Below are 15,084 nucleotides of genomic sequence, written 5' to 3'. Positions count from 1 at the left end.
GCAACACAACGGTCACGAACCAACACAAACTGTCACACGGCGTCCCTAGCTGGCGAGTCGCGATCAACGAATTCGCATTCGAAATCTCGCCTTTCTTCCCGGTTTTTGAGGGGACCGAACCCGTGACCAATTTCCATCGCTCGCTTATCCTTGGCGCCTCCGCAATCGCTCTTGCCGGCTGCGGCGCCGACGAAATCGTTTCGCCCGGCACCGGCGGCAATATCACCATCAACAACGGCAATGGCGGTGGCGGCACGCCGACCCCGACGCCGACCCCGACCTCGGGCACGCTGGTCACTCCGGCAGCAGGCTGCCCGACCATCGCCGACGCGCAGGGCCTCACCGACGAGGGCACCATCAGCGGCCCGACCGGTGAATACCGCGTCTGCACCATGCCCGCTCGCTTCAACGCCAGCTCGACCCTCCCCTACATCGAAGGCCTGCTTTATCGCATGAACGGCCGCGTCGATGTCGGCACCGACGGCGGTCCGGCTCCGGACAACAGCGACGGCCTCGACGACACCAATGTCGAGCTGACGATCGAACCGGGCGTGATCGTCTACGCTTCGGGCTCGAGCTTCCTCAACGTCAACCGCGGCAACACGATCAGCGCCGTTGGCAGCGCCAGCCGTCCGATCATCTTCACCAGCCGCGACAACGTGCTCGGCATCAACAACGACAGCTCGTCGGGCCAGTGGGGCGGCGTCGTCCTTTCGGGCCGCGCTCCGGTCACCGACTGTATCGCTTCGGGCGCCACCCCGGGCAGCGTGAACTGCGAACGCCAGGTCGAAGGTGCTGCGCAGCCGGCGATCTTCGGTGGCGCGACCCCGGACGACAGCTCGGGCGAAATGAGCTACGTCCAGATCCGTTATTCGGGCTTCGTCCTTTCGGGCGACAGCGAGCTCCAGTCGCTGACCACCGGCGGCACCGGCTCGGGCACCGTTCTCAACAACATCATGAGCTACAACAGCTCGGATGACGGCGTCGAATTCTTCGGCGGCCGCGTGAATGTCCAGAACATGATCGTGGTGGGTGCGGAAGACGACAGCGTCGACACCGACACCGGCGTGAAGGCCAACATCCAGTACCTCATCGCGATCCAGCGCCCCGGCGCCGGCGACACGATCATCGAGGCCGACTCGGACAACGCCTTCAACGAAAGCACTCCGCGCCAGAACACGCGCATCTCGAACGCCACCTTCGTCCACCAGAAGGCCGACGACCAGGTCGTTCGTATCCGCGGCTTCGCCGACTACTCGATCGCCAACTCGGTGATCGTCTCGACCGATGGCACGCCCTGCCTGCGCATCGACGGTCCGGAAGAACTGAACCGCGCTGCCAACGCTTCGATCGACGAAGCCGGCCCGGTCGCCTTCGACTCGCTCGTTCTCGATTGCGCCACCGCATTCCGTGACAGCTCGGGTGTGACGGCAACCGAAATCGAAACGCGCTTCAACGCTGGCGCCAACAACAACTCGGCATTCACCAACACGCTCTCGATGCTGTTCCTCAACGGCAGCAACGAAGACGCCGTGCCGGTGTTCGACGTGTCGACCTGGGACGCCTTCTTCGAGACCCCGGCCCGCATCGGCGCAGTCTTCACCGAGAACGCAGACTGGGTGAACGGCTGGACCTGCAACTCCGCCACGGTGACCTTCGACAGCTCCGTGACCGATTGCACGAGCCTGCCGGTCTACAACTGATCGCATGATCGGGGGCGGGGGTCGCGCATTGCCGCGCGACCCCCGCCCCAACCCGTTTCCGGGGCACTGCCCCACTTTTGATACCGACCTTAACTGAGGGGGTCATTCATATGTCCACTGGCAAGCAGCTGGCAGGGCTGCTCCTGCTTTCCACCGCCCTGACTTTCCCGGCTGCCGCCCTTGCGCAGAGCACCGGAGCAGAGGGCCCGCCGCCGACCGAAGAGGAAGTTCCCGACCAGGAACTGACCGAGGACGTCGATGCGGCAAACGACACCGTCCCCGGCGATATCGCCGAGGAAGAAAAGCAGGCAGAGCCCGACATTTCGATCCCCGGCGGCACTATCATCGTCACCGGTCGCCGCACGCGCGACGTGACGCGCGCCTCGCCGCAGGTCGTCACCGTCCTCGACACCGAGAGCATCGCCCGTACGGGTGAAGGCGACATCGCAGGCGCACTCAGCCGCGTGACCGGCCTCTCGCAGCAGAACGGCCTCGTCTATGTCCGCGGCCTCGGCGATCGCTACTCGCTCGCACTCCTCAACGGCCTGCCGCTCCCCTCGCCGCAGCCGCTGAGCCGCGTGGTCCCGCTCGACATCTTCCCGACCAGCGTCGTCGCCTCGAGCCTCGTCCAGAAGACCTATTCGGCCAACTTCCCCGGCGAATTCGGCGGCGGTGTGGTCAACCTGACCACTCGCGCCATTCCGACCGAAGACTTCGTGACCATCAGCGGTTCGCTGAGCGGTGACAGCGAGACCACCTTCGGTCCCGGCTACACCTATTTCGGCGGCGACTACGACTGGACCGGCTTCGACCAGGGCCGCCGCGACGTGTCGAACTACGCCAACCTCCAGGGCTTCTTCGACAGCGGCGCCCGTATCGGCGATCCCGACGTCAACGTTCAGGGTGTCCTGCAGGACCTCAACGATCCCAACCTCTACCTGCTGCAGAAGATCGGCGACCTTCCGGCGAACTTCTCGGCCGGCATTACCGCGGGTACCTCGCTCGACGTCGGCTCCGACGGCATGCTCGGCGTCATTGCCACCGCCTCGATCAGCAACAAGTGGCGCAACCGCTTCATCACCAAGCAGACCGCGGTGAACGAGGACCTCGACCTCGACACCGACTTCCGCGAGTTCACCACGGATAACCGCGTGCTGACCAACGCGCTGCTCGGCTTCGGTCTGGAAATCGGCGAGCACAAGTTCCGCCTCACCAACCTTTTCATCCACGACACGCTCAAGCGCGCGTCGCTCGAACAGGGCATCGACTTCCAGGACGATGACGAAGAACTGATCCAGGACACCGCGTGGTTCGAACGCCAGCTGCTCAACAGCCAGTTCGTCGGCGAGCTCGAATTCGGCGATCTCTCGGTCGACCTTCGTGCCGGCTACGCCCAGACGCAGCGCGAGGCACCGTTCGAGTGGACCTTCGAGTATGTCCGCACCAACAACGCGAACGATCCGTTCGGCGACGTCTTCCTCAACACGCTCGACCCCCAGCGCGGCGGCGCCATCGTCTCATTCTCTGACCTGACGGAAGACCTCTACTACGGCGGCATCGACGTCGGCTATTTCGTGAACGACTGGCTCAACGCGACGGTTGGCTATGCCTATACCGACACCAGCCGCTTCTCGACCCGCCGCGAGTTCGACATTCGTGCATCCTCGGGCTTCCCCGAAGTCTTCGGCGCGTTCCGTCCGGACAACCTGCTCGGCGATGCTCTGATCGATTTCGCCTTCGATCCGGCGGCGCAGGCAGAAGCTGGCATCGGCCCATACAACCTGACGATCTTTGAGACGACGCAGGCCGACCCGGCATTCCAGGCCGATCTCGAGATCCACGCGGCCTACGGCAAGATCAACCTTCGTCCGTTCGAGACGCTCTCGCTCGACGTCGGCGTGCGCTACGAGGACGCAGTGCAGTCGGTCGAGGCAGTCGAAGTCTTCGCCAGCCCGCTCGGCTCCACCTCGGGCACGCTGCTCGAGAACGACTACTGGCTGCCGGGCGGTACGCTGACTTGGGAACTGACCGACGCGCTACAGTTCCGTGCCAGCGCCTCGAAGACGGTTGCCCGTCCGCAGTTCCGCGAGCTGATCTTCCAGACCTATTTCGATCCGGAAACCAACCGTCAGTTCAACGGTAACCCGCGTCTGGTCGACAGCGAGCTGACCAACTTCGAAGCACGCCTCGAATACTACATCGGTGGTGGCAGCCGCGCGAGTGTTGCCGGCTTCTACAAGGACATCGAGAACCCGATCGAGGTCTTCACCAGCTTCTCGGACAACGAGATCGTGTCGGGCTTCGCCAACGCGCCTTCGGCCGAGCTGTTCGGCGCCGAGGTCGAGTTCCAGTACAATTACGACCTCGTCGACCTGGGCGGCTGGTTCGAAAGCCAGCAGCTCGTGGCAATCGCGAACTACACCTACACCCAGTCGGAGATCAAAGTCGGTCCGGACGATATCGCGCGGGTCTTCCCCTTCGCGGATCAGCCGGCAACCAACTTCTTCGATGACGGCGTTCCGCTCACCGGTCAGTCGGACCATCTCGTGAACTTCCAGCTCGGGCTCGAGGATCTCGATCGCCTGAGCCAGTTCACCGTCCTGGTCAAATATGCCAGCGAACGGGTCACCGGCCGCGGTGCAGGCCCGCTTCCCGACATTATCGAGAAGCCGGGTCTCACGGTCGATTTCGTGGTCCGCCAAGGCTTCGAGGTGTTCGGCGGTAACGAGCTCGAAATGAAGCTCGAGGCGCGCAACCTCACCGGCCGCGATTACGAGGAATTCCAGACCAACGGCACCACCCGAATCGACATCAACAGCTACGATGTTGGCCGGAGCATAAGCCTGGGTGCTTCGCTGAAGTTCTGAGCTCCCCATCTGCTCGGAACGAACTAAAGGGCCGCACCCGTGAGGTGCGGCCCTTCTTGCGTCTGCCTCGGGATAGGGTCGTAAGCTCTAGTGGCTGTCGTATACGTAGCCGAGCGAGCGGACCGTGCGGATCGGTTCGCCTGCGCCGACCTTGCGCAGGGCCCTGCGAAGGCGGCCGATCCAGACGTCGACCGTCCGCTCGTCGATCGGTGGGTCCTGCTTGCCGAGGCCGTCGATCAGCTCGGTGCGGCTCATCACGCGGTCGGCGTTTTCAGCGAAGAAGCGAAGCAGCCGGAATTCGTTCGGGCGGAGGGAAATGGGCTTGCCGTGCCAGCGCGCCTGCAGGGCGGGCAGGTCGATCTCCAGGTCGCCCAGCTGGAACGGCTGCGTCGACACCGCGGCCGCCCTGCCGGTCCCCAGAGCCAGCACACGATCGAGAACGGTCGTGCGGTCGGTCGGACCGACCATGTAGTCATCCGCACCGGCAGCCAGCGCGCGGCGCTTGTCTTCGGGATCGCAGCCTTCGAGCACCATGGTGATATGGGCATCGGCTGTGCGAGGGTCGGCGCGCAGGCGGCGGCACATCTCGAGGCCGGAAAGCTCGTCCATGACCCAGTCGACAAAGGCGCAGACTGGCCCGTCAAGCAGGCGCTGCGGCCCGGCCTCGGTCAGCCGGTCGAATACGAAACGCGTGTCGCCATGGTCAAAATCGGCGAAATCGGATGCATCTTCGCCGGTCAGCAGAATAGTTGTCACGTTCACGCCCGGGCGGTCCCTGTCCCCTGGAATACGCGAACAGCGATGGCCCAGACATGTGACTGCCGTGTGACCGATTCATCGGGATTGTAACAACCGCGTTTTTCAGCCCTCGGCTAGCGTGATTTTCCCGAAGCCCGGTGCGGTAGAAGCGACGCCTACCGGCATCTTCGGCAGGTAGGACTTTTCGAGCCTGGAGACCTCCTCCTCGGTCAGGTCGAGGGTCATGGCCTCAACCGCCGCGCCGATATGCCCGGGCTTGGTCGCCCCGATGATCGGCGCCGTCATCTGCTTCGCGAAATGCCAGGCCAGCGCAACCGTCGCCCGCGAGGTTCCGCGGTCCTCCGCGATCGCGCCGACAGCCTCAACCACCTCGCGATCGGCATCGACATTCTGCGTGTAGAGCATCTTGCCGAAACCGTCGGTCTCGCTGCGCACGGTGCTCTCGTCCCACGCCCTCGCCAGCTTGCCACGGGCGAGCGGTGACCATGGGATGATCCCCACTCCCTGATCGCGGCACAGAGGGATCATCTCGCGTTCCTCCTCGCGGTAGAGGAGGTTCACGTGGTTCTGCATCGATATGAAAGTCGTCCAGCCGCGGGCACGGGCGATCTCCTGCGCCTTGGCGAATTGCCATGCCGCCATGGAGGACGCGCCGATATAGCGCGCCTTGCCTGCTTTCACGATGTCGTGAAGCGCTTCCATCGTTTCCTCGATCGGCGTCGTTTCGTCCCAGCGATGGATCTGGAAGAGGTCGACGTAATCCATCTTCAGCCGACCAAGGCTGTCGTCGATCGCCTGGAACAGGCTCTTGCGCGAATTGCCGCCGGCATTGGGCGTATTGCGCCAGGGAAGGAAAGCCTTGGTCGCCACCACGATCTCGTCGCGCAGGGTGAACTCGGGGAGCAGCTTACCGATGACTTCTTCCGACGCGCCCTTGGAATACATGTTGGCGGTGTCGAAGAAGTTGATCCCCGCCTCCACCGCCTCGCGGATGAAGGGGCGGCTTTCATCCGCGCCGAGCACCCAGTCGCCGTGCCAGCCCTTGGTCGTGTCACCGTAGCTCATGCAGCCTAGGCACAGGCGCGAGACCTTGAGGCCGCTAAGCCCGAGATTGACGTATTCCAAAGCTCTCTCCTCTCAGGACAGGGTCATGCCGCCATCGACCCGCAAGGTCTGGCCGTGCATGTAATCGGCGAGCGGCGAGGCGAGGAACAGCGCTGCGCCCGCCATGTCCTCGGGCTGGCCGAAGCGGCCTGCCGGAATGGTTCGCAGCGAGGCTTCCCGGCGCTTCTCGTTCTCGAAGGTGACCGCTGTCATCTTGGTTTCGACGAGGCCCGGCGCGATGCCGTTCACACGGATGCCTTCACGTGCCCATGCTGTGGCGAGCGAGGTTACAAGGCTCACGGCCCCGGCCTTGCTGGCGGCATAGGCCGGATTGCCGACCATTGCATGAAACGCTCCGACCGAGCTCACGATGATGAGCGATCCCTTCGCCTCTGCCAGCCGGTCATGGAAGGCGCGGGCGCAATCCATCAGCGAGTTCAGATTGACTTCGACCACCGCGTCCCAGCCGGGGCGGTCGAATTCCTCGCGCGAATAGCGCACTATGCCCTGGCAAAGCACCACGACATCGACCTTCGGAACATCGAGACCCGCCACGGCGTCGCGCTCGGAAACGTCGAGCGTATGGAAGGTCAGGCCGTCCATATTGCTATCGGGATAGTCATCCGCAGATCCACGCGTGCCGGTGACGTGGACCGTTGCACCTGCAGCGCGGAAGGCTTGCGCGATGCCGTTTCCGATCCCGCTCGTCCCTCCGATTACGAGGGCGGTCTTGCCGGAATAATCGAGCGGATCGGCCATGTAATTCTCCTCAGATCGCGCGGCTTACGACTTCTTTCATGATCTCGTTCGTGCCGCCGTAGATGCGCTGGACGCGGGCATCGCGCCAAAGACGCGCGATGGGATATTCGTTCATGTAACCGGCTCCGCCATGCAGCTGGAGCGCAGCGTCGCAGCATTCCCACTGGAGATCGGTGTGCCACAGCTTGGCGGCGCTCGCCTCGTCCGTGGTCAGTTCGCCCTTCAGGTGGCGCTGGATCGCCCAGTCGAGATGCGCCCAGCCGACCTGCAGCTTGGCAGCAAGATCGGCGAGCGTGAACTTGGTATTCTGGAATTCGAAGACGGTCTTGCCGAAAGCCTTGCGGTCCTTGGTGAAATTTACCGCTTCGTCGAAAGCGCGCTGCGCCCCCGCCTGCGCGCCGACGGCGATCGACAGGCGTTCCTGCGGCAGCTCTTCCATCAGGTGGATGAAGCCCCGGCCTTCCCCGCCCAGCAGGTTCTCCTTGGGCACGCGGCAGTCGTTGAAGAAAAGCTCGGACGTGTCGGCGGCATGCTGGCCGATCTTGTCGAGATTGCGCCCGCGCTCGAAGCCCGGAGTGCCCGCATCGACGAGGATCAGCGAAGTGCCCTTGGCGCCCTGCGAGGGATCGGTCTTGCAGACCACGATCACGCAATCGGCATTCTGACCATTGGTGATGTAGGTCTTCGAGCCGTTGATGACCCATTCGTCGCCATCGAGCTTGGCCGTGGTGCGCACGCCCTGGAGGTCCGAGCCGGCGCCCGGTTCGGTCATGGCGATTGCCGTGATGATGTCGCCCGACACCATGCCCGGCAGATACTTCTGCTTCTGCTCCTCGGTGCCGAGGCGTTCGAAGTAATTGACCGTGATGTCGTTCTGCAGCGTGAAACCTGCAGACGAGCCCATGTAGCTGAGCTCCTCGGCAATCACGCAGTTGAAGCCGAAGTCGAGCCCGAGCCCGCCGTTCTCCTCGGCGACGGTCGGGCAGAGCATGCCCGCTTCGCCCAGCGCCTTCCACGCCTCGCGCCCGACGATGCCCTCTTCCTCGTGCTTGTCGAGATAGGGGACCATGTGCTCGGCAAAGACCTTGCGCACTGTGTCGCGGAAGGCCTCGTGGTCATCATTGTAGGCGAAGCGCTTGCTTGTATCGAGCATGGGTCAGTCCCTCAGGCGTTCTGGAAACCGGCGAGACGCTGGGTGATGATTTCCTCGGCCTGGCTCATGATATTGTCGATCAGTTCCTGGCAGGTCGGGATGTCGTTGATGAGGCCTGCCACCATGCCGCAGGACCATGCGCCTGCATCCATGTCGCCTTCGGTCATGATGCGCGGATAGACGCCGGCGACCTGTTCGATGATGTCCTCGAACTTCAGGTCGTCGCCCTTTTCCTTCTCGATCTTGAGCAGTTCCTCGACCGCGTCATTGGTCATCACGCGCTCGGTGTTGCGCAGCGGTCGCATCACGAGGCGGGTGTCGAGTTCGGAGGCTGCGACGATTGCCTTCTTCACGTTCTCGTGGACCGGGGCTTCCTTGGTCGCGATGAAGCGCGTGCCCATGTTCATTCCGTCCGCGCCCATAGCGAGCGATGCCACGAGGCTGCGCCCGTCGGCCATGCCGCCGCTGGCGACGAAGGGGATTTCGAGCTCGTCAGCTGCTCGGGGCAGCAGGATCATGTTCGGAATATCGTCCTCGCCCGGGTGGCCGCCGCACTCGAAGCCGTCGACAGAGACCGCGTCGCAACCGATCGACTGCGCCTTCAGGCTGTGGCGCACGCTGGTGCACTTGTGGATCACCTTGACGCCCGCATCCTTGAAAAAGGGCATGACCTGCGCCGGGTTGTTGCCAGCGGTCTCGACGATCTTCACGCCGCCCTCGATGATGGTACGCACGAGGCCCGGATAGTCAGGCGCATTGACCGTGGGCAGGAAAGTGAGGTTCACGCCGAAGGGCTTGTCAGTCATGTCCTTGCAGCGCGCGATCTCGTTGGCGAGCTTTTCGGGCGTGCCCTGCGTGAGGCCGGTAATGATGCCGAGGCCGCCCGCATTCGACACTGCTGCCGCCATTTCGGCAAAGCCGACATAGTGCATGCCACCCTGGATGATCGGGTGCTTGATGCCGAACATTTCGGTGATGCGGGTTTTCATGGGGCCTCTCCTCAAGTCTGATTGCGTTTTGCAACCGGTATCGGGGGGAGAGGGGAGAGTCTAGCGCTTCGCGACCCGCTCCAGGGCCTCGAGCAACTGCTGCCCCCGTTCCGTAAGGGAAAGCTTTTCGCCCACCTCTTCGGCCAGTCCTTCGCGCTCGAGATCGGCTCCGGTCGGTGCGCGCATGATGCGTCCGTACTGGCCGCCGTGGTAGATCAGCGGCTCCGCCTCGCGCCGGTCGAAATCGATGACCTCACCGAGGAAAATGGCGTGATCGCCACCCTCGTATTCGAAGCGCGCGCGGCAACCGAAGCGCGCAGCACATCCCTCGATAAGCGGAGCGCCTTCGGGGCCATCAGCTGGAGAGAGACCCTCGAACTTGTTCTGGCCGGGTCTTGCGAACCGGTCGGACATACCCTGCTGGTCCGCCGCGAGCACGTGGACCGCCCAGGTCTCCGCATCGCGGAACACCGGCAGGCTTCCCGAGTGCAGCGACAGGCTCCACAGCACCATCGGCGGATCGAGGCTGACCGAGTTGAAGCTGTTGGCAGTCAGGCCCACCGGCGCGCCCGACGCATCGCGCGCGGTGACGATGGTCACGCCGGTGGCGAAAGAGCCTAGCGCGCTGCGGAAAGCGAGGGGATCGAACATCTTCGCAGTCCGCTATAGCGCCTGTGCGCGAAGGGCAAGCGTCAGGCAGCGGCCTTGGGCGCGGGACAGTACCGCTCGAGGTATTCCTTGTGCCCCGGCATGCGCTGTACGAGCCACTGGATCGACTTGGCCATTTCGTCGACTTCCTTGGCCGAAGCGTCCGCTACGCCATCCGCCATCGGACTTGTGCCGTCCATCGTGATCCCTTGGCCCAGCATCACCGCCGCCCAGCTGGTGGTGGTAAAGAGCTCGTCTTCTTCGCGGAACACCTGCCCGTTCGCCTTGAACACCTCGATCTTCTCGGTGAGGCTGTCGGGCACGTCCATCGTGCGGCAGTAATTCCAGAACTCGGAATCGTCGCGGCGCGTGGCCTTGTAGTGCAGGATCAGGAAGTCGCGGATACGCTCGTATTCCTTGACCGTGAGGCGGTTGAAGGTGCTCGCCTGCGCTTCGGTCACACCGTCCAGCGACATGGTCGCGATCAGCTTGTTCACACCGGTATTGATCAGGTGGATCGAGGTGCTCTCGAGCGGCTCCATGAAGCCCGATGCAAGACCAAGCGCGACGACGTTCTTGTTCCAGAACTTCTTCCTCCGGCCGGTCACGAAACGAAGGTGGTTCGGGTCGGCCGTCGGCTTGCCCGCCATGTTGGCGATCAGGATGTCGGTCGCCTCGTCTGCTTCCATGAACTGGCTGCAATAGACATGGCCGTTACCGTTGCGGTGTTGGAGCGGCACCTGCCACTGCCAACCGGCCTTGTGCGCAGTCGCCTTGGTGAAAGGCGGCGGAGGCGAACCGTCGTCGCGGTTGCACGGTAGCGCCACTGCGCGGTCACAGGGCAGGTAGTGCGTCCAGTCCTCGTATCCGGTCTCGAGCGCCTGCTCGATGAGGAGGCCGCGAAAGCCGGTGCAGTCGACGAAGAAGTCGGCCTCGATTTCTTTGCCGCTGTCGAGTGTCAGCTTGGTAACGAAACCGCTCTCGCCATCCAGCGCCACATCCTTGACGATCCCCTCGTGGCGGACGACGCCGCGCTGTTCGGCATATTTGCGCAGGTATTGCGCATAGGCGGTCGCGTTGATGTGATAGGCGTAATTGATCGGCGGCAGGTCGTCGCGCGCGTAATCTTCGGTCCGCGAGAATTTGCCGTAATAAGCCGCCATGGTCTCGAGGTTGAACAGCTGCAGCGGACGCTTGTCGCCGCGCTCGCGCATCTTGTGCCAGACCTGGTGGAAACCGATCCCGCCGATATCGTAGCCATAGGCACCGAAGGGGTGGATGTAGCTCTCCCCCACCTGGCCCCAGTTCTCGAACTGGATGCCGAGCTTGAAGCTGCCCTGCGTGAAAGACAGGAAATCGCGCTCGCTGATGTTCAGCGCCTGATTGAATTCGACGAAAGGCGGAATCGTCGCCTCGCCGACACCGACGGTGCCGATCTGCTCCGATTCCACCACCGTGATCGCCAGCTTGCGACCGTCGCGAATGCGCGACATCGCCGCCGCTGCCATCCAGCCTGCAGTTCCCCCGCCCACGATTACAATATGTTCGATAGCCATCCCAAAACCCATGCCAGCAAAACGAGCCTGTTGCCAGACCGCAACGGTCCTGTGGCAGGGGAATATTCTAACTTGTGAACGCTCACAACCCTCGATATGTTACAGTCAGATTGCGGGATTCGTCCTGACAATTACGCTTGGGATAGGGAGGAACAATGTCTCAGAAAACCATCGGCGTCGCGCCATTTTCGCGTCGCATTGCAGCGCTGACCACTGCATCCGGTCTCGCACTCGTGGCTGCGCAGCCCGCTTGGGCGCAAGATGCCGACACCGTCGACGAACCGACCGCCGAAGAAGCCGACGATGAAAACATCATCATCGTTTCGGGCTTCCGCGAGTCGCTTCGCACCGCACAGGACTTCAAGGAACGCGCCGACACCGTAGTCGACGTCATCACCGCTGAAGACATCGGCGCACTGCCCGACCGCTCCGTTGCGGAAACGCTGCAGCGTATCCCCGGTGTGAACATCGGTCGCTTCGAGAAGACCTCGGACCCGACCCGTTTCTCGGTCGAGGGTACCGGCGTCATCATCCGCGGCCTTCCCTATACTCGCTCCGAACTCAACGGACGCGATATCTTCTCGGCCAATGGCGGCCGTGTCCTGAGCTTCGAAGACGTATCGCCCGAACTGGTCGGCCGCGTCGAAGTCTACAAGAACAGCACCGCAGATATGATCGAAGGTCATATCTCGGGCATGGTGAACCTCGTCACCCGCAAGCCGCTCGACAACCCCGGCCTCAACCTCGCCGGCTCGGTCGAAGCCAACTATGGCGACCTGCGTGAAAAGTGGTCGCCCACGTTCAACATCCTTGCTTCCGACACGTTCGATTCCGCCGCCGGCACCTTTGGCCTGCAGCTGAGCTACTCGAACTCGTCGCTCAAGAGCCGTACCGACGCATCGCAGATCGTTGATCCCTGCTATCGTTCGAACACCGACCTCACCAGCGGCTGCGTCCGTGCCCAGGTCGTCAATTCGGGCGGTTTCCAGGGCGATATCCTTCTCGGCCCGGACGAATTCCCGGTAGCTGGAACGGGCATCGTGCCCCAGTTCGCCAACGTCCGTTCGACCACGCTCGACCGCGACCGCGAAGCGATCTCGGGCGTTGCACAGTTCGAATCCGCCGATGGCGGCCTTGTGATGACGCTCGAATACCTGCGTTCGGAAACCGACTTCTTCACCGAAGAATTCGCGATCCTCGGCCGCATCGACGACGGTGTCACCTCGCCGGTTCCGCGTTCCGGTTCGACCTGGACCTTCGACGAGAACGGCAACTTTGAAAGCGGCGTGCTGACTTTCGGTGAAGGTGATGCCTACGCAACGCCGTTCGGCCTCGGCGGTGTTCCGACCGACACGCTGCGCTTCCTTCGTGGCACTAACTCGGTCACGCAGGACCTCTCGTTCGACGTCGACATGGAGTTCTCGGACCGTTTCCGCGGCAGCTTCGACATGCAGTATGTCAATTCGAAGCTGACGCGCGATTCCGTCTTCGGTGCGATGAGCACGTGGTCGGATATCGCCATCGATCTGAGCGGCGACATCCCGGACATCCAGTTCCTGGCTCCTCCGGGCGCTCCGGCTGATTACTTCAGCTCGGGCTTCTACACCTACTACTGGTTCGGCCTCGACAGCCGCGAGAAGAACGACGGCGAACTCTTCAGCCTTGCCGGTGATTTCGAGTACGACATCAGCGACGACGGCTTCTTCAAGACCGCCAAGTTCGGTGCCCGCTGGGCTGCGCGCGATCGCATCAACCGCAACACCAACTTCAGCACCTGGGGTAACCTTTCGGCACCCTGGGCCGGTCGTGGCGGCTGTGCTCCCTGGGGCGAAGGCCCGGGCTGCTTCTCCGGTCCCGGTCCCTATGTGCCCGACTGGGCCGGCTTCACGCCGGGTCGCTTCTACACCGGCCTGCCCGGTCAGGAATTCGCGATCGCAGGCGGTGCCTATGTCGACGAATTCCCGGACGCTTCGCAGTTCCGCAGCCCGTTCGCCGACAACTTCCAGCGCGGTGAAGCTGGCACGCCGATCGCGAACGGCTCCGCGTGGTTCTACGGCGGTGACGATTTCCTCGGGGAATATCTCAGTGGCGTGACCGACACGCAGTGGGACAATATCTCGACCTTCGGCCAGTCGCCCGAACGCTTCAACCTGGGCGTCAACGGTCGCACCGGATGCGATATCGACGGTGTGTACTGCCCCAACGAAGTTTCGGACGTCAGCGAAATCACCAAGGCAGCATATGCCCGGGTCGATTACGGTCTGGACATGGCAGGCGGCTGGACGCTCGCGGGTAACATCGGCCTGCGCTACGTGCAGACCGAGGTCAGCAACGATTCGCTGGTCCGCTTCCCCGATCCCGAGCAGTTCGACGCGGTCGCCAATGGCGGCAACGGCGATGGCATCGTGCAGCCGACGGAAATCACCGACTCCTGTCCGCCGATTCCGCCCGGAGGGGGCTTCGCGCCTGACATCCTCTACTGTCAGCTCACTGGCGCACGCCTGGATGAATATGCCTCGCTGTTCACCGGTGAATTCGTGCCGGATACCTCGGACATCACGTTCGACCACTTCCTGCCGGCGTTCAACATCCGCCTCGACAGTGGTACGGGCTGGGTCATCCGCGGTGCGGTTTCGAAGGCGATCTCTCGCCCCGACCTCAACCTGTTCAATGCAGGTGGCACTCTTGGCTTCAGCGGGAATGTCGATAGCGGACCTCTGCTGTCGATCCGCACCGGCAACCGAAACCTCCGGCCGATCGAATCGTGGAACTACGATTTGAGCGCCGAATGGTATTTCGATGACGTCGGCTCGCTGACCGCTGCGTTCTTCATCAAGGACATCGAGGGTATCGTGCAGAACGGCCTCGGCCTGGTGAACTACACGGCACCCAGCGGCCTGTCGCAGGATGTCATCATCAACGGCCCGGCGAACGACATCAACGGTACGCTGAAGGGCTTCGAAGTCGCTTACCAGCAGACCTATGATTTCCTTCCTGGCCTGCTGAGCGGACTGGGTTCGCAGTTCTCCTACACCTATGTGGATGGCGGCGACTTCCCGAACCCGAACATCTCGAGCATCGGTTCTCCCTCGGTCAATTCCGATGGCGCCCCGATCAATGCGGGTCCGTTCGTCGCCCAGCTTCCGCTGGCGGGTATTTCGGAGCACACCGTGAACGCCACCGTGTTCTACGAGAAGGGACCGCTGTCCGCTCGTGCCGCCTACAACTGGCGGAGCGAGTTCGTGGTCACGGTGAGGGACGACCTCTTCCCGTTCTCGCCGATCTACCAGGAGTCGGGCGGTCAGCTCGACGCGTCGATCTTCTACAGCCTCACGGACAACATCAAACTGGGTGTCCAGGGCGTGAACCTCCTCGACGAGGTTACGCAGCTCTCGACGGTGGTCGACTACGATGGAACCCGCGTGAACAGCGCGGCATTCCGCAACGACCGTCGCTACACCTTCATCGCCCGCTTCAACTTCTGAGTTGAACGGCTGACTGAGTAAGGACGGGCCTCGGTTGCAAGACCGGGGCCCGTTCTTTATT

10 protein-coding genes are annotated in these 15,084 nt (G+C 62.9%); 3 read left to right on the top strand and 7 right to left on the bottom strand.

From position 1 onward, the window contains the following. Positions 1 to 122 precede the first annotated feature (122 nt). The gene (locus K3163_RS03705; protein ID WP_221552444.1) at positions 123 to 1,703 is read left to right on the top strand and encodes a hypothetical protein; all 1,581 of its coding nucleotides are present in this window, start codon (positions 123 to 125) and stop codon (positions 1,701 to 1,703) included. Positions 1,704 to 1,813: 110 nt separating this feature from the next. Next, the gene (locus K3163_RS03700; RefSeq protein ID WP_221552442.1) at positions 1,814 to 4,570 is read left to right on the top strand and encodes a TonB-dependent receptor domain-containing protein; all 2,757 of its coding nucleotides are present in this window, start codon (positions 1,814 to 1,816) and stop codon (positions 4,568 to 4,570) included. 87 nt (positions 4,571 to 4,657) lie between these two features. On the opposite strand, the gene K3163_RS03695 is transcribed toward K3163_RS03700, so the two are convergent. From K3163_RS03695 to K3163_RS03665, 7 genes are all read right to left on the bottom strand, one after another. Continuing rightward, positions 4,658 to 5,332, bottom strand: coding sequence for a response regulator transcription factor (locus tag K3163_RS03695; protein ID WP_221552439.1), 675 nt, complete (start codon positions 5,330 to 5,332; stop codon positions 4,658 to 4,660). 99 nt (positions 5,333 to 5,431) lie between these two features. After that, positions 5,432 to 6,454: an aldo/keto reductase gene (locus K3163_RS03690; protein ID WP_221552437.1), complete on the bottom strand. Its 1,023-nt coding sequence runs from the start codon at positions 6,452 to 6,454 to the stop codon at positions 5,432 to 5,434. A 12-nt stretch (positions 6,455 to 6,466) separates the two neighbouring features. Then, on the bottom strand, positions 6,467 to 7,192 hold the full coding sequence (locus K3163_RS03685) for an SDR family NAD(P)-dependent oxidoreductase (protein WP_221429155.1): 726 nt from the start codon (positions 7,190 to 7,192) through the stop codon (positions 6,467 to 6,469). Between the two features lie 10 nt (positions 7,193 to 7,202). Further along, positions 7,203 to 8,345, bottom strand: coding sequence for an acyl-CoA dehydrogenase family protein (locus K3163_RS03680; RefSeq protein ID WP_221429156.1), 1,143 nt, complete (start codon positions 8,343 to 8,345; stop codon positions 7,203 to 7,205). Between the two features lie 11 nt (positions 8,346 to 8,356). Further along, positions 8,357 to 9,334, bottom strand: a complete 978-nt coding sequence (locus K3163_RS03675) for an NAD(P)H-dependent flavin oxidoreductase (protein ID WP_221429157.1) — start codon at positions 9,332 to 9,334, stop codon at positions 8,357 to 8,359. A 60-nt stretch (positions 9,335 to 9,394) separates the two neighbouring features. After that, on the bottom strand, positions 9,395 to 9,985 hold the full coding sequence (locus tag K3163_RS03670) for a flavin reductase family protein (protein ID WP_221552421.1): 591 nt from the start codon (positions 9,983 to 9,985) through the stop codon (positions 9,395 to 9,397). Positions 9,986 to 10,026: 41 nt separating this feature from the next. Then, positions 10,027 to 11,538 (bottom strand): tryptophan halogenase family protein, encoded by a 1,512-nt coding sequence (locus K3163_RS03665; protein ID WP_221552419.1) that lies wholly within the window; start codon positions 11,536 to 11,538, stop codon positions 10,027 to 10,029. Between the two features lie 155 nt (positions 11,539 to 11,693). On the opposite strand from K3163_RS03665, the gene K3163_RS03660 reads away from it, so the two are divergent. Further along, positions 11,694 to 15,023 carry a TonB-dependent receptor gene (locus K3163_RS03660; RefSeq protein WP_221552417.1) on the top strand — a complete coding sequence of 1,110 codons (3,330 nt, stop codon included), beginning with the start codon at positions 11,694 to 11,696 and terminating at the stop codon, positions 15,021 to 15,023. The last annotated feature ends 61 nt before the right edge of the window (positions 15,024 to 15,084 follow it).

The sequence above is a fragment of the Qipengyuania xiapuensis genome, from assembly GCF_019711395.1.
In the GTDB taxonomy this organism is placed as follows: domain Bacteria; phylum Pseudomonadota; class Alphaproteobacteria; order Sphingomonadales; family Sphingomonadaceae; genus Qipengyuania; species Qipengyuania xiapuensis.
The sequence above is the reverse complement of the archived record's forward strand: the minus strand, read 5'-3'. Positions and strand labels throughout refer to the sequence as shown.